The organism is Polynucleobacter sp. MWH-CaK5 (assembly GCF_018687615.1).
Classification (GTDB): Bacteria; Pseudomonadota; Gammaproteobacteria; order Burkholderiales; family Burkholderiaceae; genus Polynucleobacter.
The window spans coordinates 1,372,647-1,392,715 of the sequence record NZ_CP061299.1 but is presented as its reverse complement, the minus strand read 5'-3'; the positions used below and the strand labels follow the sequence as shown (position 1 = coordinate 1,392,715).

Below are 20,069 nucleotides of genomic sequence, written 5' to 3'. Positions count from 1 at the left end.
ATATTGGCGGGCATGACTTCAATTGTTATTCTTATTTCTGGTCGTGGCTCCAATATGGAGGCCATTGTTCACGCTACTCAAAAAGAGGCTTGGCCAGCCAAAATTGCAGCTGTTATTTCTAATCGCCCAAATGCTGGAGGCCTTGATTTTGCTAAGTCTCAGGGTATTCAGACGGCGGTTTTAGACCATTCTTTGTTTAAAGACCGAGCCAGCTTTGATGCTGAATTAATCAAGTTGATTGACTCATATTCCCCAGATTTGGTGGTTTTGGCTGGATTTATGAGGATTTTGACGGGTGGCTTTGTGAGGCATTACGAAGGCCGCTTGTTAAATATCCACCCCTCTTTGTTGCCATTGTTCCCGGGTTTGCACACCCATGAGCAGGCATTAGAGGCCGGTGTGAAGGAACATGGGGCCACAGTTCATTTTGTGACTGAGGCCTTGGACCATGGTCCTATGGTGATTCAGGCAAGTGTTCCAGTGCTTGCGGGTGACACCCCGGATCTTTTGGCTAAGCGAGTTTTAAAGCAAGAGCATGTTATTTATCCTCGCGCTGTGCGCTGGTTCATTGATAATCGCTTAACTATTAGCGACAATCGAGTTTTAGTGAGCCCTCCAGAGCTTCAAATGCTCACCTCTACGGATAAATAATTAATGACTACTGATCAAAAAGCCATTGCAGCAAGGGCAAAAGCACTCCCGCAACACGTTGAGCACTTAGGCATCGTTATCACTGAGTTGATGAAATTTGCTCACCCAGCTGATATGGTGGTGAGTAGATACTTTCGCTCTAACCCGCGCTTAGGCAATAGAGATCGTGCATTGATTGCTGAGGCCTCATTTGCATTCTTGCGCAGAAAAACTGAAATTTCCCAATTTGCCGAAAGTGGCGCAGGCCCATTGGCCAGGCGTTTAGCCCTTTTGGCTTTGTTGGTCACGATGATTGAAAGTGGTCTTGGATCAGGTAATCGTTCTGAAAGCGCATTGGCTGACTTGGCTTTTGTGGTGCATCCGAATGAAATCGATTGGCTGCAACGCTTTGGCACTATTGATAGAAATACCTTGGCTCCATTAACCCGAGTTAATTTGCCTGAGTGGATCTGGAATGCCTTAGGCTCATCTGTTCCTAAAGATGAGTGCTTGCCACTGGCTGAAGCGATGCTCAAGGCCGCTTCTTTAGATTTACGCGTTAACACCATCAAAACTCAAAGAGAAGACCTTCTAGGCGTTTTAAACGACCTTGGTGGGCGTTATGCGGCAGAACCCACCCCGTACGCCCCAAACGGCGTTAGATTGAAGGGTAAGCCTGCTCTTCAGACCCAAGAATTCTTTAAAAATGGCTTTGCTGAAGTGCAAGATGAGGGCAGCCAATTATTGGGCATGCTTTTAGAGCCTAAGCGCGGCGAGATGGTGGTGGATTTTTGTGCTGGAGCAGGTGGCAAGACCTTGTCTTTGGGCGCCATGATGAAGTCCAGCGGCCGTTTGTACGCTTTTGATGTTTCTGAGAAACGTTTGGCTAACTTGAAGCCTCGTTTGGCCAAGAGTGGCTTGTCCAACGTTCATCCTGTGTGGATCGACAATGAGAACGATGCCAAGGTGAAGCGTTTGGCTGGCAAGATTGACAGAGTGTTGGTCGATGCCCCTTGTAGCGGCCTGGGTACTTTGCGTCGCAATCCAGATCTGAAGTGGCGTCAGTCCCCGCAAAGCGTGGCTGAATTGACGCAAAAGCAGCTATCTATCCTGACTTCAGCGGCCAGATTGTTAAAGCCAGGCGGTCGCTTGGTGTATGCAACCTGCAGCTTGATTTATCAAGAAAATCAAGGGGTTGTTGAAGCCTTTTTGGCCAATAACCCTCAATTTGAGCTAAAAGACCCTAAAGAAGTCTTAAGAGACAGCTTCCCGATGATGGGTGATTTGCCGATTGGGGCTAGCAAAAACAGCTCTTGGTGGCAGTTATTTCCTCACATTCATGGCACAGACGCGTTTTTTGGCGCCATTTTGGAACGAAAAGCCACAACTTAACTAAAAGTAGCTAAATTTCACTAACTAATTCGATTTATTATCTAAAAAACATGATTTAGATTAAATCTGTTTCAAGTTTGCAGTGTGAATATACTGAAAGCTTGATAAAATATCTCTCTTAAGCATATTGAGAGGATGGCCGCATGGCTTGGTTAGAACAAACTAGAGATTTTGTGTTGAATTGGATTGCAAATGGCTACCTGAATTGGTCTTGGTGGCAGATTTTGTTGATCACACTGTTGTTGACTCACATCACCATTGCCAGCGTGACAATCTTTTTGCATCGTTGTCAGGCTCATCGCGCCTTAGAGTTACACGCCATCCCATCTCATTTCTTCCGTTTTTGGTTGTGGTTAACCACCGGTATGGTGACCAAAGAGTGGGCGGCGATTCATCGCAAGCACCACGCTAAGTGCGAAACCGTTGATGATCCTCACAGCCCTCAAGTATTAGGTATTGGTACTGTTTTATCGAGAGGCGCTGAGTTGTATCGCGCTGAAGCTAAGAACAAAGAAACCATTGAGAAGTTTGGTCACGGTACACCTGATGACTGGATGGAAAAAAATCTTTACTCAAAATATCAATGGCAAGGTGTTGCATTGATGTTGATCATTGATGTGATTCTGTTTGGAGCGCTGGGCGCCACTGTCTGGGCTGTTCAAATGTTGTGGATCCCAATCACAGCAGCGGGCATCATCAATGGCATGGGTCACTACTGGGGCTATCGCAATTACGATTGCGAAGACGCTTCTACTAACTTAATGCCTTGGGGCATTTTGATTGGTGGTGAAGAGTTGCACAACAATCATCACACCTATGCAACCAGCGCCAAGCTTTCTAACAAATGGTATGAGTTTGATATTGGTTGGGTTTACATCCGTGCATTAGAAATGGCTGGTTTAGCCAAAGTTAAAAAATTGCCACCTAAGCCAGTATTGGCTGAACTTGAGCAGGCTTCAGAAAAGACTTTGCAAGCAGTGATCGCTAACCGATATGAAGTGATGGCGCGTTATTCAAAAACTTTGCGTCAAACATTCGATGCTGAAGTTGCGCACATGAAAGAATTGGCGGCTCAGTTTGGTGATCAACGTCTTTGGTTGTACAAAGATGAAGCCAAGTTAACTGAAGCTGAGCTTGCGAACCTTGAGAAGCTCATGGCAACGAACAAGTCAGTGAAGTTGATGGTTGAGATGCGTCGTGAATTAGCCAGTCTTTGGCAGCGTTCACACGTGACCAAAGAACAATTGATTGCTCAGTTGCAGCAGTGGTGCCATAAGGCTGAAACAAGCGGCATGGCGGGCTTGCAAGAGTTCTCATTGCGTCTGCGTAGATACACGGTATAAAGCTCTCAGGTGGCTTTAAATAGCCACCTGATGGTTTGAAAGATGGCTGGTTAGTATCAATCAATAGCTAGCTAGTAAAAATAAGCAAAAGATAGACAACAAAAAACCCGCTCTAGAGCGGGTTTTTTATTTGATCAAGTAAATCTGATCAGCTGATGAAGCCGAGATTTATTTAATCTTTGTTTCTTTGTAAGACACATGCTTGCGAGCTTTAGGATCAAACTTCATGATCTCCATTTTCTCAGGCATGGTACGTTTGTTCTTAGTTGTTGTGTAGAAGTGACCAGTACCTGCAGTCGATTCTAATTTGATTTTTTCGCGTCCACCTTTAGCCATTTTGCCGCTCCTTAGATTTCACCGCGAGTACGCAAATCAACCAATACAGCGTCGATGCCTACTTTATCGATCATGCGAAGACCGGCGTTGGTAATGCGTAAGCTTACCCAACGGTTTTCAGATTCAACCCAAAAACGACGATTTTGCAGATTAGGCAAAAAGCGACGTTTTGTCTTATTGTTTGCATGGGAAACATTGTTGCCGACCATCGGCTTTTTCCCGGTGACTTGGCATACTTTTGCCATGACACACTCCTTGAATTGCGAAAAAAAGAGATTGTAGCAGGTGGCGAGAAACTATTCCACTATTTACTCAAAGGCATTCTGAATCCGATCAAAAAAAGTCTCTGATTTGGCCTAAATTCCACTCAAAATAGACCATTAAGTTAGTGTTTACTATCTTTAAATGGCATTATCTTAAGCTCTAAGAAAGATGAGGCTCCTCTTTTTGTCACAATGCAGTGATCGAGCAGATTAACCTCAATCAGTTGCAAGGCTTCATGCAAAACAATGGTCAAAGTGATGTCCTCTTGACTGGGCTTTAAGCTTCCGCTGGGATGATTGTGGGCAATGATCAAATTACTCGCGTTTCTCAGTAAACATTCTTTGGCAATTTCACGAACATGAACCGCTGTTTCTGAGATGGACCCTCGAAAGATTTCATGGGTATCAATCAGCCTTAAATGGATATCCAAATAAAGACAGACAAAGACCTCATACTCCCTCTGACCAATCAATCCAATCAAATAGCTTTTAACCAAATCGGTCGAAGTCAAAATACTTTGTTGTTTGATCTTCTCTTTGTAGCTGCGCTGCACCAGTTCGTGAATGACTTGTAGTTGTGACCATTTAGAAATGCCAATACCTTTATAAGCTTCAAAGTCTTTGAAGCTTGCGTTGAGGATGGCTGAGAGCGAACCAAATTCCTGGATGAGTCGATGGGATAGATTCAAGGAGTTTTCTCCTTGGTTGCCTGTTCTGAGGATGATGGAGAGTAGCTCAGCGTCATTCATGGAGCTTGGCCCACTCAAAAGAAGTTTTTCTCGTGGTTGAGACTGCTTTGGCCAATTTTTAATCGATGTTTGAGCAGATTTCTCAGGGCTAGTTAAAATGTTGCCATGACTGAATCTAATATGGCTAGCGGAGCCGAAGTTACCGCCAATTCGTTCTTGACCTTGAACTACAGGATTTCTTTGCCCGAGGGTGGAGACGTCGTGAACACTTTCGAGGACAAGCCTGCCACTTTGATGATGGGCACTGGGCAATTCTCGCCCACGCTCGAACAAGCATTGGTCGGCATGCTCCTGAATGAGCGTAAAACCTTCACCATGGCTCCTGAAGTTGCCTTTGGCGAGAAGAACCCGGATTTGATCAGAACAATCTCTTTGGCAACTTTGCGCGAGAACTCTTCTCCTGAAGAAGAGTATTTGCCTGGCGACATGATTGAGTTCAACGCACCCAATGGTGCAACTTACTCTGGAACGCTTTTGGCAATTGATGGTGATTCTGCAACTTTTGACTTTAACCATCCTTTGTCGGGCAAAACAATTTTGTTCGAAGCAGAAATCATCGCGATTCTTTAAATGACGACGCCTGCTCAAACAAGTTCTGATGTGTTGAATGACGGCGAAATTTTGCTGGCTCAACCCAGGGGCTTTTGTGCGGGAGTTGATCGTGCCATCACAATTGTTGAGCAGGCTTTGACAAAGTTTGGGGCGCCTATTTATGTGCGCCATGAAATTGTTCATAACGCCTATGTCGTGAATGATTTGCGAGCTCGTGGCGCCATCTTTGTCGATGAGCTTCATGAGGTTCCGCCTGGTAATACTTTGATCTTCAGCGCGCACGGTGTTTCGCCAGCGGTGAGACAAGAGGCAGAAGAGCGTGGCTTGAAGATATTTGATGCGACCTGTCCTTTGGTGACAAAGGTGCACGTTGAAGTTATAAAAATGCGCAAAGAGGGCATGACGATCGTCATGATTGGTCATCGTGGTCATCCTGAAGTTGAAGGCACCATGGGCCAGGCGCCGGAAGGCATTCAACTGGTGGAAAACATTCATGATGTTCAAGCTTTGACGATTCCGTCGGATAGTCCTGTTGCTTATGTGACTCAAACAACTTTGTCGGTTGATGAAACCAAAGAAATTGTGGACGCATTAAAAGCGAAGTACCCACATATTCAGCAACCGAAAAAACAAGACATTTGCTACGCCACTCAAAATCGTCAAGATGCTGTGAAGTTCATGGCTCCACAAGTTGAACTGGTGATTGTGGTTGGTAGCCCCAATAGCTCTAACTCCAATCGCTTGAGAGAATTGTCTGAAAAGCTTGGAGTTGTTTCCTACATGGTGGACCATCCTAGTCAGTTAAATCCTGAATGGTTTGTAGGTAAAAAGAGAATTGGTCTGACTGCAGGTGCGTCTGCACCAGAGAGCTTGGCTCAATCAATCATTGATCGCATCAAAGAGTTGGGGCCTAAGAGTGTGAGACCTTTAGAAGGGATTGTTGAGAACACGGCATTCCCTTTGCCCAAGGGGCTTTAAGGCTACCTTAGGCTGGATAAGACTGCCTTTAGTACTGCCGCCCCTGATCTACTTACTTAATTGATTGGATCACGCCTCTTAAGAGGTCTACCATTTGTTTTAATTCTTCACGGCTGATATTCAGCGCTGGCATGAAGCGAATTAAATTTGGGCGAGGTGAATTCAATAGAAGACCAATCGGCTCAAGATTGCGAGCGCGTTCAACGATTTCAGGTCCGATGTCACGATTCAATTTGAGCGCTCTCAATAAGCCTTCGCCGCGCTCACCATCAAGACCGAGTTCTTTGCTCAGATCTAGTAATAATTCTCTTAGGTACTCACCTTTGGCAAGTACTTCATCCAAGAATCCTGGGGCCAATAACTGAGAGATGACGCTAAATCCTACCGCAGTCATCAAAGGATTGCCGTTATAAGTGCCACCTTGATCGCCTGGTTCAAAGCAAGCAACTTCATCGGTGGCTAGAAGTGCGGCCAATGGCACGCCGCCACCAATGCCTTTGCCTAGCGTCATGATGTCAGGGTTGATGTTGTAAAGCTGATGGGCAAATAGTTTGCCTGTTCTGCCGCAACCAGCTTGAACTTCGTCAACGATCAATAAGATTTTATTTTGCTTGGTGATTTCGCGAAGATCACGCATGAACTGATGATCCGCTGGAATAACGCCACCTTCACCTTGAACGGGCTCAAGCATGATGGCCACAGTTTTATCGTTGATCAGTTTTTTGACTGATTCAATGTCGTTCAATTCTGCTTTTGGAAAACCAGGAACTTGAGGAGCAAACATCGTGTCCCAGCCTTCTTTACCAGAAGCGCTCATCGTGGCCAAGGTTCTGCCGTGAAACCCATGATTGAAAGTGATGATTTCAAATGCATTGTTTTTATGAAGCTTACCCCATTTACGAGCTAGCTTGATAGCACCTTCGTTGGCTTCAGCGCCGCTGTTGGCAAAAAATACTTTGTCAAAGCAACTATTGGCAGTCAGTAAATTAGACAGCGCAATCATCGGCTCGTTATAAAAAGCAGGGCTTGGGTTGATGACCTTTTTAGCTTGCTTTTCAATCGCCTCAATCATGCCTGGGTTTGAATGACCCAAGCAGTTAACAGCCCAACCTTGTAAAAAGTCTAAATATTTTTTACCGTTCTGATCAACCAACCAAGAACCCTGACCTTCGGTGAAAACCAAGTCTGGACGTTTGGTGATGTACATCACTGAATGGGTATCAATAGTCATGTCTTTATTTATCTGTTTCAGGGTTGATCAAAAATTTCGTATTTATCAAAGTTCAAGCAGTGGCATTTTTCTTGGCTAAATCAGCTGCAGATGTGAATGCGTCTGCGTAAAACTCATCAGCTGGTAAGTGACATTTTGCAACGAAATCGTTTTTAGCGGATTCAACCACAATCGGTGCGCCACAGGCATACACTTGGTAGCCCGACATGTCTGGATTATCTTCCATTGCTGCCACGTGAACAAAGCCTGTTCGACCTGTCCATTGATCTTCTGGGGTAGCGTCTGAAGCAACCGGAATGTATGAGAAATTAGGGATTTCTTTCGCCCATGATTGGCACAAGGCATCACGATAAAAATCTTTTGGTCGACGACCGCCCCAGTAAAGCTTTACTGGACGAGTGATGCCTGCATGACGCATGTGCTCGATGATGCCTCTGATTGGGGCAAAGCCCGTGCCTGAGGCAATAAAGATGATTGGCTTGTCAGAGTCTTCGCGCAAGAAGAAGCTGCCCATAGGGCCTTCAAAACGCAAAATATCTTTTTCTTTGAGGGTCGTGCCGTTCTCAGTTTTGCCAAATACAAAGTCGGTGAATGAGCCACCAGGCATGTGTCTGATGTGCAGCTCTAGAGGACCTTCTTCATGCGGAGCACTTGCAATTGAGTAAGCGCGACGTTTGTCTTTCAATAAAAACTCAATGTATTGACCTGCTAAAAACTGAAACTTCTCGGTAGCAGGTAGTTGTAGTTTCACAATCACCACATCGTCCGCTGCTTGCTCTAGGCTGGCCACGCGACAAGGAATCTTCTTGATCGTGACATCGCCATTCAATGGCACTTCTTTCACATCAATCACCAAATCGGACTCTGCTTTGGCGCAGCAAAATAGGGCGCAGCCATTGAAAGCCTCTTCAGCTGTCAAAGCCTTTTCTTGGTGTTGGCCATGTGAAACCTGACCAGATTCAATCTTGCCCTTGCAAGAGCCGCAGGCACCATTTTTGCAACCATAAGGTAAATTGATGCCTTGACGCATCGCGGCTTCTAAAACAGTTTCATCGCCGTTGGCACTAAATGTTTTTCCGCTGGTTTTAATGGTTATTTGGTAAGACACTGACATTCCTTTTTTAAAGCATTACGATTGAGTTTATGCAACGTATTGGTAAACCTAGAATTCTTATCGTTGGTTGTGGCGACGTCGGTATGCGCTTGCTGCCGCTATTGGTGAGGAAATACCGAGTGTTTGCTCTGACTTCTTCAACCAGCAGGATGTCGGCATTGAGGCAGGCTGGGGCAATTCCTATCTATGGGAATCTTGACCAGCCAGAGACTCTATGGCGTTTACCTCACTTGGCTGCCCAAGTGATCCATTTGGCCCCGCCGGCTACTCAAGGCCTTCAAGATCGTCGTACAAGTAACTTGCTGTCAATTTTATCTCACGGGGCAGGATTTATCAGGCAACTGATTTATATCAGCACCACGGGCGTCTATGGAGACTGTCAGGGGGCTTTGATTGATGAAACCAAAACCCTGAACCCAAGCACGGCTCGGGCTCAAAGAAGGGTCTCTGCCGAGCAGCAAATCAGGGCGTGGGGCATGTCAGGGGTTCAGACACATATTTTGAGAGTTCCTGGCATTTATGCCGGTGATCGACTCCCCGTCGAAAGATTGGGGCGGGGAACTCCTGTACTGAATGCTGATGAGGATGTTTATACGAATCACGTCAATGCTGATGACTTAGCCAGATTGATCACTTATGTTTTGTGGAGAGGTAAATCTCAGCGCGTCATCAATGCCTGTGATGACGGTCAATTAAAGATGGCTGATTACTTTGACTTGATTGCTGAAAAGATGGATTTACCAAAACCTCCAAGAGCATCGAGGCAGGACTTGAGCGCACAGTTAGATCCTATGATGCTGTCGTTCATGAGTGAGTCGCGACGCATTCAGAATAAGCGCTTGAAAGAACTCAGATTTAAACTTCGCTACCCGACTGTGGAAGACTGTTTAAATTCTCTTTAAGATTTACTTCCAAATATCTTTCAAGCCCACACACAAGTTAAACACTGGCTTGGATGCTGTGTGATCAATTCGATCCGCCACAAAATAACCATGACGTTCAAACTGAAAGCGCTGTTCAGCTTTTGCATCTTTTAGGCTTGGCTCTAAGTAAGCATGCAAAATTTGTTTTGAATCCTGATTGATGGCGTCCAAGAAGTTCTTATCACCACTGTCTGGATGTGGGTCGGTGAATAAACGATCGTAAACGCGGATCTCAGCCTTGATACCTTCTTTGGCGCTGACCCAGTGAAGATTGCCCTTCACCTTGTAATTATTCGACTCAGGCGTGCCGCTCTTGCTATCAGGGAAGTAATTGGCATGAACTGCGATCACTTTGCCGCTGGCATCGGTGTCGTAGCCTGTGCACTCAATCACAAAGCCATGACGCAGGCGCACACGACTGCCTGCTTCACCATTCGCAGGTGGATAGAGTCTGAAGAAACCTTTGACTGGTTCGATCATGAAGTCATCTTCTTCAATCCAAAGCTCTTTGCTTAGATTGAATTCGCGGCGACCCCAATCCTCATGGTGAGGATGTTTGGGCGCAGAGCAAGGTTCGCTGTGGTTAGCATCAAAGTTATCAATGATGAGTTTCAAAGGCTTTAACACCACAAAAGCGCGCTCTGCCTTAGCGTCTAGATCATCACGCAAGGCTTGCTCAAGCACAGACATATCGATCCAGCTATCTGCTTTGGATACGCCAATGCGCTCGCAGAACAAACGAATACTTTCAGGGGTGAAGCCACGACGTCTGATACCCACCAAGGTTGGCATGCGCGGATCATCCCAACCATCCACACGTTTTTCTTCAACCAACTGCAATAGCTTGCGCTTGCTGGTGATGGCATACGTTAAATTTAAACGCGCGAACTCATATTGCTTTGGTAAAGGATCTTTGAAGACACCCACTTCTTTGAGTGCTTCTAATACCCAGTCATAGAGTGGGCGATTGTTCTCAAACTCCAAAGTACAGATGGAGTGAGTGATGTTTTCTAAAGCATCAGAGATGCAATGAGTGAAGTCATAAAGTGGGTAGATGCACCACTTATCACCGGTGCGATGATGGTGGGCGTGACGAATGCGATACACCACTGGGTCACGTAAAACAATGTTTGGATGACTCATGTCAATTTTGAGTCTCAATACATGAGCGCCATCTGGGTATTTGCCAGACTTCATCTCTCTGAATAAAGCCAAATTCTCTTCCGCACTGCGGTTTCTAAATGGGCTGTTTGTGCCCAGCTGGGTAAAGTTACCGCGATTTTTATGAATTTCATCAGCAGATTGACTGTCAACATAAGCTTTATTAGCCTCAATTAACTTTTCTGCAAATTCATACAATTGGTCAAAATAGTCGCTGGCATAGTGTTGATGCTCAACACCTTCATGGATCCAATCAAAGCCTAACCAACGGACGGCATCAATGATGCTATCAACGTATTCAGTCTCTTCTTTACTTGGATTGGTGTCATCAAAGCGCATGTTGCAGCGGGCGCCGTTCAAAGCGTGTGCATAATCTCTGGCAAGGCCAAAGTTCAAGCAAATGCTCTTGGCATGACCGATGTGCAGGTAACCATTTGGCTCAGGTGGGAACCTGGTGATAACGCTTGGGAGTGGCTTGCCAGAGGCCTCTAAGCGCTTAGAGTGCTTGCCTTGGGCAAGATCGGCATCAATGATTTGACGCAAAAAATTCGAGACCTCTAGGGTCTCGAATTTAGAAGGAATTGGGTTCTTCTTTTCAGACATACCCACATTGTAAATTTATTCTTCGACGAAAGCCTCTTCTCTGGTTTTTTTCACTGCTGGAAGAGTCACAATAACAACCAATGCGGCTGCAGCAATCAATAGACCAAGAGATAGTGGACGCGTCAAGAAGACCGTGAAATCACCTCTGGCAAGGAGTAGGGCGCGACGGAAGTTCTCTTCCATCATCGGTCCTAGAACAAAGCCAAGAAGCAATGGAGGTGCTTCGCAACCCAATTTGAAGAACAAGTAGCCAGCAATACCGAAAATGGCTGTCATGAAAATATCAAAGTTGGTGTTGTTAACGGTGTACACGCCGATACAGCAGAAAACCAAGATAGCTGGATAGAGGTGGCGATAAGGAATCGTCAACATTTTGACCCACACACCAATCAATGGCAGGTTCAAAATGATCAACATCAAGTTACCAATCCACATCGATGCAATCAAACCCCAGAACAAAGCTGGGTTAGAAGTCATCACCTGTGGACCTGGCTGAATGTTATGAATCGTCATCGCACCCACCATCAAAGCCATCACAGCGTTTGGTGGAATACCAAGTGTTAACAAAGGAATGAATGATGTTTGTGATGCGGCATTGTTAGCACTTTCAGGACCAGCCACACCTTCAATAGCGCCTTTACCAAATTCTGCGCTGTGTTTCGATGTTTTCTTTTCGACTGAGTAGGCGGCAAAAGCAGCTAGTGCTGCACCTCCTCCAGGTAGAACGCCCAAGATAGAGCCAATGCCTGTTCCGCGAAGAATCGACGGAATCATGCGCTTGAAGTCTTCCTTGCCAGGCCAAAGTGATGTCACTTTATCCAAGAAAGTTTCACGCTTCTCTTTTTGCTCAAGGTTATTCATGATTTCAGCGAAACCAAACACACCCATTGCAATCGCCACAAAACCAATACCGTCTGTTAATTCAGGGATATCAAATGAATAACGGGCGGCGCCAGAGTTAACGTCTGTACCAATCAAGCCAAGCAACAAGCCAAGCACAATCATGCCAATCGCTTTAACTAATGAGCCTGAAGCCAAAACCACGGCGCCAATCAAACCTAGAACCATCAGAGAGAAATACTCTGCAGGACCAAACTTAAAGGCAACTTCTGCCAATGGTGCAGCAAATGCAGCAAGAACCAAAGTTGCTACGCAACCAGCGAAGAAAGATCCAAAGCCGGCTGTGAATAGAGCCACGCCAGCACGACCGCGACGAGCCATTTGATAGCCGTCAATCGCAGTCACTACTGAGGATGATTCTCCTGGGATGTTGACCAAGATTGCTGTGGTTGAGCCACCGTACTGGGCGCCGTAGTAAATACCAGCCAACATGATGAGGGCTGCAATTGGAGGCAATGCATAAGTTGCAGGTAAGAGCATCGCAATCGTAGCGATTGGTCCTAGGCCTGGAAGAACACCAATCATTGTGCCAAGTAAGCAACCAATGAAACAGTAAAGCAAGTTTTGCAGGGTAAAAGCAGTCGCAAAGCCAAGCGAGAGATTGTCTAATAATTCCATGATGTATCTTCTCCGAGATTTAAGGAGTTAAAAAGCTTGGCCAAACTTGGAACTGAAGTTTCAGTCCCCAGATAAAGGCAACGTAGGCAATTAAATTCATGATCACTATATTTACTACAGTGCCTTTCCAATGGAATTCATGGCTGGCCATGGCTGAGATGAAGACCAAAAGTGCCAATGAAACAACCAAGCCCATTGGCTTCAAGATAAGACCGAATAAAACCACTGATCCAGTGACCCACAAAACCGAGACCCAGTCCCATTTAGCGAGTTTGTCTGATTCACCTTTTTTAGACATAGAAGTCATGGTGACAATCGCACCAATCATGGCTAGGACGATACCTAGCCAAAAAGGAAAGTAACCAGGACCCATCTTGGCGGGGGTACCCATCGGATAAGTGGTTGCAACATAGGCAAAACCCAGTCCAATAAGTACAAACATGATTCCTGAGGCGAAGTCTTTTTGACTGCGAATATGCATCGTTAGGCCCTCTTTATTTTGTATGCAAGTGTTAAAGACGCAATTGTAAGCTTTCTTAAAGCTAAGATTCCCGTTTTTTGGCTTGGGGTTTGTACCAATGAGCGTTGTCTGAGTCATAATTACGCTCATGAAAGTTACTCAAATACGCCAAAATTTCTTAAAGTTCTTTGAATCCAAGGGCCACCAGGTGGTCTCTTCCAGTCCGGTCGTTCCTGGTGATGATCCAACCTTGTTGTTCACCAATGCGGGCATGAATCAATTCAAAGATGTTTTCTTGGGCTTTGATAAGCGCCCTTACAACAGAGCGACCACAGCGCAGAAATGTATTCGTGCGGGTGGTAAGCACAATGACTTAGACAATGTGGGTTACACCGCGCGTCACCACACCTTCTTTGAGATGTTGGGTAACTTCTCTTTTGGTGATTATTTCAAAAAAGATGCCATTAGCTACGCTTGGGAATTGTTGACCACCGTTTACAACTTACCAGCTGAAAAGTTATGGGTGACTGTTTATGCCGAAGATGATGAGGCATATGACATTTGGCAAAAAGAAATTGGTGTACCGGCTGAAAGAATCATTCGCATTGGCGACAACAAAGGTGGCCGTTACGCTTCAGATAACTTCTGGATGATGGGTGACACGGGTCCTTGCGGTCCTTGTACAGAAATCTTTTATGACCACGGTGACCACATTGCTGGCGGTCCTCCTGGCAGTCCTGATGAAGATGGCGATCGCTACATCGAAATCTGGAACAACGTTTTCATGCAATTCAACCGCGATGAAGATGGTGTGATGCATCCACTGCCTAAGCCAAGTGTTGATACTGGTATGGGGCTTGAGCGTATTGCTGCAGTGTTGCAACATGTTCACTCAAATTACGAAATCGATTTATTTGTTAATTTGCTTAACGCTGCAAAAGCAGCGGTTGATGGTGCCGGTGCTGGCAACTGTGATGCCAACAGCCCATCACTCAAAGTGATTGCAGACCACATTCGCGCATGTTCTTTCACAGTTGCAGATGGTGTGATTCCGGGCAATGCAGGACGTGGTTACGTTTTGCGTCGTATCACTCGTCGTGCGATTCGTCACGGTTACAAATTGGGTGCTCGTGCCCCATTCTTCCACAAGCTTGTCAGTGCTTTGGTTAAAGAAATGGGCGAGGCTTACCCAGAACTCAAGGCCAATGAAGCCAAAGTAACTGAAGTGTTGAAGCAAGAAGAAGAAAGATTCTTCCAAACCATTTCTAACGGTATGGAAATTCTTGAAGCTGCTTTGGCCAATACTTCAAAAGTGATTGATGGTGAAACCGCGTTCAAGTTGCACGATACATTTGGTTTCCCGCTTGATTTAACGGCCGACGTCTGTCGTGAGCGTGGTGTGACAGTTGATGAAGCTGGCTTTGAAGTGGCCATGAATCGTCAACGTGATCAAGCACGTGCTGCAGGCAAATTCAAAATGGCTCAAGGTCTTGAATACAGTGGGGCGCCAACCGTGTTCCACGGTTATGACACTTTGAATAAAGACTCAGCCAAAGTATTGGCACTTTATGTTGATGGCTCACAAGTGAATTCAATCAAGGCAGGCGACAGTGCTGTTTTGGTTTTAGACAACACACCTTTCTATGCTGAATCTGGTGGCCAAGTCGGTGATGTCGGTGAGTTACGCAATCAATCCAGCTTGTTTGAAGTTGAAGACACGCTCAAGATTCAGGCCGATGTATTTGGTCATCATGGTCAAGTGCTTGAAGGTGAGATCAAAGTGGGCGATCAGCTCAATGCCAAAGTGGATGCTGAAAGACGTGCAAGAACGATTCGTCATCACAGTGCCACTCATTTAATGCACAAAGCATTGCGTGAAGTATTGGGTGCTCATGTGCAGCAAAAGGGTTCATTGGTTGATGCTGATAAAACACGTTTTGACTTCACGCACACTGCTCCTATGACTCCAGAACAGATTGCTCAGGTAGAGCAGTTGGTGAATGCTGAAATTTTGGCAAACGCTGCCACCTCAGCCAAAGTGATGAGCTTGGATGATGCGCAGAAAACGGGCGCCATGATGTTGTTTGGAGAGAAATACGGCGAGTCTGTGCGCGTTTTAGAAATCGGTTCATCCAAAGAGTTGTGTGGCGGTACGCACGTTCAGAGAACCGGTGATATTGGTATTTTTAAAATATTGTCAGAGAGTGGCGTTGCTGCTGGTATTCGCCGAGTTGAGGCCATCACCGGTGATCGTGCTTTGACTTATTTGCAAAAACTAGACACTCAGATCAATCAGTTGGCTGCGAGCTTGAAAGCAACCCCGAGTGATTTGGCTCAGAGAATCACACAACTTCAAGAGCACGCACGTTCTTTGGAAAAAGAATTAGAGCGTTTGGGTTCTAAGTTGGCTGCTAGCCAAGGTGATGAATTGATGTCACAAGCTGTTGAGGTCAATGGCGTGAAAATCTTGGCGGCTCTTCTTGAGGGTGCAGACGCCAAAGTTTTGCGAGAAACCTTGGATCAGTTGAAGAATAAATTGAAATCAGCCGCCATTGTTTTGGCTTCTGTTCAAGATGGGAAAGTTCAATTGGCTGCTGGTGTGACTGCTGACACGATTGCCAAGGTCAAAGCGGGTGATTTGGTGAACCATGTGGCTCAACAGGTGGGTGGTAAAGGCGGTGGTAAGCCTGATATGGCGATGGCTGGTGGAACCGATCCAAAAGGCCTCACAGTGGCTCTAAAGAGCGTTCAAGCTTGGGTATCAGAGCGTTTATGAGTCAGCAGGTAGATAAAGAAGTGGATGCCAGTGGGCTGAATTGCCCACTGCCTATTTTGCGAGCCAAGAAAGCATTGGCAGAAATGCAAAGTGGGGAAGTTCTTAAGGTGACAGCAACTGATGCAGGTGCTGAACAAGATTTTCCAACCTTTGCCAAGCACACCGGTAATGAGTTGCTGCTCACTGAGAAATTAGCAGACGCTTTTGTCTTTTATCTCAAGCGCCGCTAAAGATTGCTCGATCGATCTGATCAAGCAAATCAAATAAATAAATTAAATCAATTAGCGAGTTTTAAGAAACTCGCTAAATCCGTCCTTGACTTCAGGGTGACGCAAAGCAAAGTCCACAGTGGCTTTTAAATAGCCTAGTTTGCTGCCACAGTCATAGCGCACACCTTCATATTCATAAGCCAATACTTGCTCTTGACTGAGCAGTGATTGAATCGCATCGGTTAACTGTAATTCGCCACCGGCACCTGGTTTGATCGTTTTGATGTGATCAAATATTCTTGAAGACAAAATATAGCGACCCACAACACCCATGTTGGATGGAGCATCCGCTGGGGCTGGCTTTTCAACAATGCCACTCAGCTTATAAATGCGCTCATCAAATAATTTGCCGTCAATCACGCCATAAGACTTGCTTTGCTCAGGTGAAATTTTTTCAACGCCCAAGATAGAGCTGCGATAGTGTTGGTATTTGTCTACCATCTGCTTCATCACGGGCACTTTGCCATCCAAGAGGTCATCCGCCAAGATCACGGCAAACGCTTCGTCACGGATTAATTTTTCAGCGCACAAAACAGCGTGGCCCAAACCAAGAGCTTCGGGCTGTCTGACGTACACGCAATCCACGTGGCTTGGTTTGATGCTGCGAACCAAGGTCAGCAAATCTTGTTTATTTTTAGCTTCTAATTCAGCTTCAAGTTCATAAGCTTTGTCGAAGTGATCTTCAATCGCTCGTTTGCTGCGACCTGTGACGAAAATCATTTCAGTGATGCCGGCAGCCATGGCTTCTTCAACCGCGTACTGAATCAATGGTTTATCAACCACGTTCAACATTTCTTTAGGACTGGCTTTGGTCGCTGGTAAGAAGCGGGTGCCAAGGCCTGCAACAGGGAAAACTGCTTTGGTGATGGTTGTATTCATATCAGGATGGTAAACGACTTAATTGACTGTTCAGTTTTTCTAATAAAGACTCAAAATCAGCCAAACGCTGTTTCTCTTGAATCACGACGGCTTCAGGCGCTCTTGCCACAAAGCTTTCATTGTTCAATTTTGAATTGGCTTTATTGATTTCAGCACTGATGCGCTCAATTTCTTTACTCAATCGAGCCTTCTCAGCGGCTGCATCAATTTCAACTTTGAGCAATATTTTGGTATTGCCCACGATCGACACTGGTGCGCCTGCGCCATCTTTTTCTAGGCTGGCGTCATCTTCATAAATTTTTACTTCTGATAATTTTGCCAATGCCTGAATGTAAGGTGCTGCCATTTTCAAGAACTCAGAATCACCTTTGATATACAAAGGCACGCGCAGCGCTGGAGAGATTTGCATTTCACCTCTGAGGTTGCGACAAGCGTCTACCAAAGCCTTGACTTCAGCAACCCAAGCTTCGCTCTTGGCACAGATCTTCTCTGGCTGAGCAACTGGGTAAGCTTGTAATGCAATCGTTTGCTTTTCTTGTTTCTCAAGATCCTTGCCAGACATTGGACCAACAATTTGCCACAACTCTTCAGTAATGAATGGGATCACTGGGTGTGCCAAGCGCAAAATGGTTTCTAGCACGCGCAAAAGAGTTCTGCGGGTCGCGCGTTGTTGCGCTGGCGTACCGTTTTGTAATTGAACTTTGGCAAGTTCTAAGTACCAATCGCAATATTCATCCCAAACAAACTGATAGATGGATGTTGAGATATTGTCAAAACGATAATCTTTAAAGCCTTTATCAATGTCTTCCTCAACTCTTTGCAACAAGGACACGATCCACTTGTCCGCTGGTGAGAAATCTAAATAACCGTCTGGACCACATTCGCCAACGCACTGTGCAATGCCATTGTCTTCAGGTGTGCCTGGGCAGTTCATCAATACGAAGCGGGTGGCATTCCATAGCTTGTTACAGAAGTTTCTGTAACCCTCGCAACGCTTTTGATCGAAATTGATATTTCTGCCAAGTGTTGCCATCGATGCGAATGTGAATCTCAAAGCATCTGTACCAAAGGCAGGGATGCCGTCTGGGAATTCTTTTTTGGTTTTCTTGGTGATGCTTTCGGCTTGCTTAGGATTCATCAAACCAGTTGTGCGTTTTGCCAACAAGGTGTCTAAATCAATGCCGTCTATCAGATCAATTGGATCCAAAGTATTGCCTTTGGACTTACTCATCTTTTGACCTTCGGCGTCGCGCACCAAGCCGTGAACGTAAACAGTTTCAAATGGGATCTTGCCAGTGAAGTGACAAGTCATCATGACCATGCGAGCCACCCAGAAGAAAATGATGTCAAAGCCAGTCACCAATGCTGATGATGGCAAGAAGTGAGCGAGCTCAGGCGTTTTGTTTGGCCAACCCAATGATGAGAATGGCACCAAGGCAGAGCTGAACCATGTGTCCAAAACGTCTTCGTCGCGACGCAGAGCACCTGTGTAGCCATTGGCTTTTGCTTTTGCGATAGCTTCTGCTTCTGTGCGAGCAACAACAATCTTGCCGTCTTCTTGATACCAAGCTGGGATTTGATGACCCCACCAGAGTTGACGTGAGATACACCAATCCTGAATACCTTCTAACCACTGGTTGTAGGTGGTGGTCCAATTTTCTGGAACAAACTTCACATCACCACACTTGACTGCATCAAGCGCCGCCTCAGCAATTGATTTGCCTGGGCGATACAGATTATGTTCAGTCGGTTTAGACATCGCCACAAACCACTGATCGGTGAGCATTGGTTCAATCACAGACTTGGTGCGATCGCCACGCGGCACCATCAAGGTGTGAGGTTGAACTTTTTCTAATAAACCTAAACCTTCAAGATCAGCAACGATCAACTTGCGCGCTTCAAAGCGGTCAAGACCTTGATATTTTTTAGGTGCGTGTTCATTGATCTTGGCATCCAAGGTCAAAATATTGATCATCTCTAATTGATGACGCAAGCCAACAGCGTAGTCATTGAAGTCATGCGCTGGTGTTACTTTAACTACCCCAGTACCAAATTCTTTATCGACATAATCATCAGCAATGATCGGGATCTGTCTGTCTGATAGAGGTAAGTTAACTGTTTGACCAATCAAATGCTTGTAGCGTTCATCTTCCGGATGAATCATCACTGCTACGTCGCCCAACATGGTTTCTGGACGGGTGGTGGCAACTGTGAGATGTCCTTGACCATTCGATAGTGGGTAACGAATGTGCCACATTGAGCCTTGTTCTTCTTCGCTCTCAACTTCTAGGTCAGAAACTGCTGTGCCCAAAATAGGGTCCCAGTTCACCAAACGTTTACCGCGATAAATCAAACCTTGTTCGTACAAGCTGACAAATACTTCAACCACTGCTTGGGACATTTTGTCGTCCATCGTGAAGTATTCGCGGCTCCAATCAATCGAAGCACCCAAGCGTCTAATTTGATTGGTGATGGTCGATCCTGATTGCTCTTTCCAGGCCCACACTTTTTCTAAGAATTTTTCACGGCCCAAATCATGTCTTGAAACCTTTTGAGCGTCCAATTGTCTTTCGACCACAATTTGTGTCGCAATACCTGCGTGGTCAGTGCCGGGTACCCAAAGGGTGTTTTTCCCCTGCATGCGAGCATGTCTTGCCAGGCCATCCATGATGGTTTGGTTGAAGGCGTGACCCATGTGTAGGGTGCCCGTGACGTTCGGTGGCGGCAATTGGATACAAAAACTATCCTTTTTGTCGTCCAAAGTGGCGGTGGCAATACCCCTTTTTTCCCACTCAGGACCCCATTGGGCCTCGATTTGGGAGGGTTCGAAAGATTTAGCGAGGTCAGAAAGATTTTTAGACATAAGCCCGAATTATAATTTTTTGTTGAACG

General features: G+C 45.7%; 18 protein-coding genes. 8 read left to right on the top strand and 10 right to left on the bottom strand.

The window, feature by feature from the left end; genetic code table 11:
* Positions 1–12: 12 nt before the first annotated feature.
* From purN to GQ367_RS06995, 3 genes are all read left to right on the top strand, one after another.
* Positions 13–651: a phosphoribosylglycinamide formyltransferase gene (gene purN, locus GQ367_RS07005; RefSeq protein WP_215290252.1), complete on the top strand. Its 639-nt coding sequence runs from the start codon at positions 13–15 to the stop codon at positions 649–651.
* A 3-nt stretch (positions 652–654) separates the two neighbouring features.
* Entirely contained in the window at positions 655–2,022 is a 1,368-nt protein-coding gene (locus GQ367_RS07000; protein ID WP_215290251.1) for an RsmB/NOP family class I SAM-dependent RNA methyltransferase, read from the top strand.
* A gap of 143 nt (positions 2,023–2,165) precedes the next feature.
* Positions 2,166–3,365 (top strand): fatty acid desaturase, encoded by a 1,200-nt coding sequence (locus GQ367_RS06995; protein WP_215290250.1) that lies wholly within the window; start codon positions 2,166–2,168, stop codon positions 3,363–3,365.
* Positions 3,366–3,533: 168 nt separating this feature from the next.
* On the opposite strand, the gene rpmG is transcribed toward GQ367_RS06995, so the two are convergent.
* The 3 genes from rpmG to radC all read right to left on the bottom strand — a co-directional run bounded on the left by rpmG (position 3,534) and on the right by radC (position 4,731).
* Entirely contained in the window at positions 3,534–3,701 is a 168-nt protein-coding gene (rpmG, locus tag GQ367_RS06990; protein ID WP_089514657.1) for a 50S ribosomal protein L33, read from the bottom strand.
* An 11-nt stretch (positions 3,702–3,712) separates the two neighbouring features.
* Positions 3,713–3,946, bottom strand: a complete 234-nt coding sequence (gene rpmB / locus GQ367_RS06985; RefSeq protein WP_089514656.1) for a 50S ribosomal protein L28 — start codon at positions 3,944–3,946, stop codon at positions 3,713–3,715.
* Positions 3,947–4,086: 140 nt separating this feature from the next.
* Complete coding sequence (gene radC, locus GQ367_RS06980; protein ID WP_251370148.1) at positions 4,087–4,731, bottom strand: DNA repair protein RadC; 645 nt, start codon at positions 4,729–4,731, stop codon at positions 4,087–4,089.
* Between the two features lie 87 nt (positions 4,732–4,818).
* On the opposite strand from radC, the gene GQ367_RS06975 reads away from it, so the two are divergent.
* Positions 4,819–5,283, top strand: a complete 465-nt coding sequence (locus GQ367_RS06975; RefSeq protein WP_215290249.1) for a peptidylprolyl isomerase — start codon at positions 4,819–4,821, stop codon at positions 5,281–5,283.
* Entirely contained in the window at positions 5,284–6,243 is a 960-nt protein-coding gene (ispH, locus tag GQ367_RS06970) for a 4-hydroxy-3-methylbut-2-enyl diphosphate reductase (protein ID WP_215290248.1), read from the top strand.
* Between the two features lie 52 nt (positions 6,244–6,295).
* Here ispH and GQ367_RS06965 read toward each other — a convergent pair whose 3' ends face one another.
* Together GQ367_RS06965 and GQ367_RS06960 are read right to left on the bottom strand one after the other, a co-directional pair.
* A complete protein-coding gene (locus GQ367_RS06965) occupies positions 6,296–7,474 on the bottom strand; it encodes an acetylornithine transaminase (RefSeq protein ID WP_215290246.1) in 1,179 nt (392 codons plus the stop codon).
* Positions 7,475–7,526: 52 nt separating this feature from the next.
* Positions 7,527–8,582 (bottom strand): CDP-6-deoxy-delta-3,4-glucoseen reductase, encoded by a 1,056-nt coding sequence (locus GQ367_RS06960; RefSeq protein WP_215290244.1) that lies wholly within the window; start codon positions 8,580–8,582, stop codon positions 7,527–7,529.
* Between the two features lie 35 nt (positions 8,583–8,617).
* Here GQ367_RS06960 and GQ367_RS06955 point away from each other — a divergent pair, with 35 nt between their 5' ends.
* A complete protein-coding gene (locus tag GQ367_RS06955; protein ID WP_215290243.1) occupies positions 8,618–9,490 on the top strand; it encodes an SDR family oxidoreductase in 873 nt (290 codons plus the stop codon).
* Positions 9,491–9,493: 3 nt separating this feature from the next.
* Here the strand turns inward: GQ367_RS06955 and GQ367_RS06950 are convergent, their stop codons facing one another.
* From GQ367_RS06950 to GQ367_RS06940, 3 genes are read right to left on the bottom strand one after another with little or no spacing between them, the layout of a single operon-like run.
* The gene (locus GQ367_RS06950; protein WP_215290241.1) at positions 9,494–11,275 is read right to left on the bottom strand and encodes a glutamine--tRNA ligase/YqeY domain fusion protein; all 1,782 of its coding nucleotides are present in this window, start codon (positions 11,273–11,275) and stop codon (positions 9,494–9,496) included.
* A gap of 15 nt (positions 11,276–11,290) precedes the next feature.
* Entirely contained in the window at positions 11,291–12,793 is a 1,503-nt protein-coding gene (locus GQ367_RS06945; protein ID WP_215290239.1) for a tripartite tricarboxylate transporter permease, read from the bottom strand.
* A 19-nt stretch (positions 12,794–12,812) separates the two neighbouring features.
* Complete coding sequence (locus tag GQ367_RS06940; RefSeq protein WP_215290237.1) at positions 12,813–13,274, bottom strand: tripartite tricarboxylate transporter TctB family protein; 462 nt, start codon at positions 13,272–13,274, stop codon at positions 12,813–12,815.
* Positions 13,275–13,401: 127 nt separating this feature from the next.
* Between GQ367_RS06940 and alaS the strand changes: the two genes are divergently transcribed.
* Both alaS and GQ367_RS06930 read left to right on the top strand, forming a co-directional pair.
* A complete protein-coding gene (gene alaS / locus GQ367_RS06935; protein ID WP_215290235.1) occupies positions 13,402–16,029 on the top strand; it encodes an alanine--tRNA ligase in 2,628 nt (875 codons plus the stop codon).
* Positions 16,026–16,259: a sulfurtransferase TusA family protein gene (locus tag GQ367_RS06930; protein WP_089514647.1), complete on the top strand. Its 234-nt coding sequence runs from the start codon at positions 16,026–16,028 to the stop codon at positions 16,257–16,259. The genes alaS and GQ367_RS06930 overlap by 4 nt, the downstream gene beginning before the upstream one ends.
* 51 nt (positions 16,260–16,310) lie before the next feature.
* On the opposite strand, the gene galU is transcribed toward GQ367_RS06930, so the two are convergent.
* Positions 16,311–17,177 carry a UTP--glucose-1-phosphate uridylyltransferase GalU gene (gene galU, locus GQ367_RS06925; protein ID WP_215290233.1) on the bottom strand — a complete coding sequence of 289 codons (867 nt, stop codon included), beginning with the start codon at positions 17,175–17,177 and terminating at the stop codon, positions 16,311–16,313.
* Between the two features lies 1 nt (position 17,178).
* On the bottom strand, positions 17,179–20,040 hold the full coding sequence (locus GQ367_RS06920) for a valine--tRNA ligase (RefSeq protein ID WP_215290231.1): 2,862 nt from the start codon (positions 20,038–20,040) through the stop codon (positions 17,179–17,181).
* Positions 20,041–20,069 lie beyond the last annotated feature (29 nt).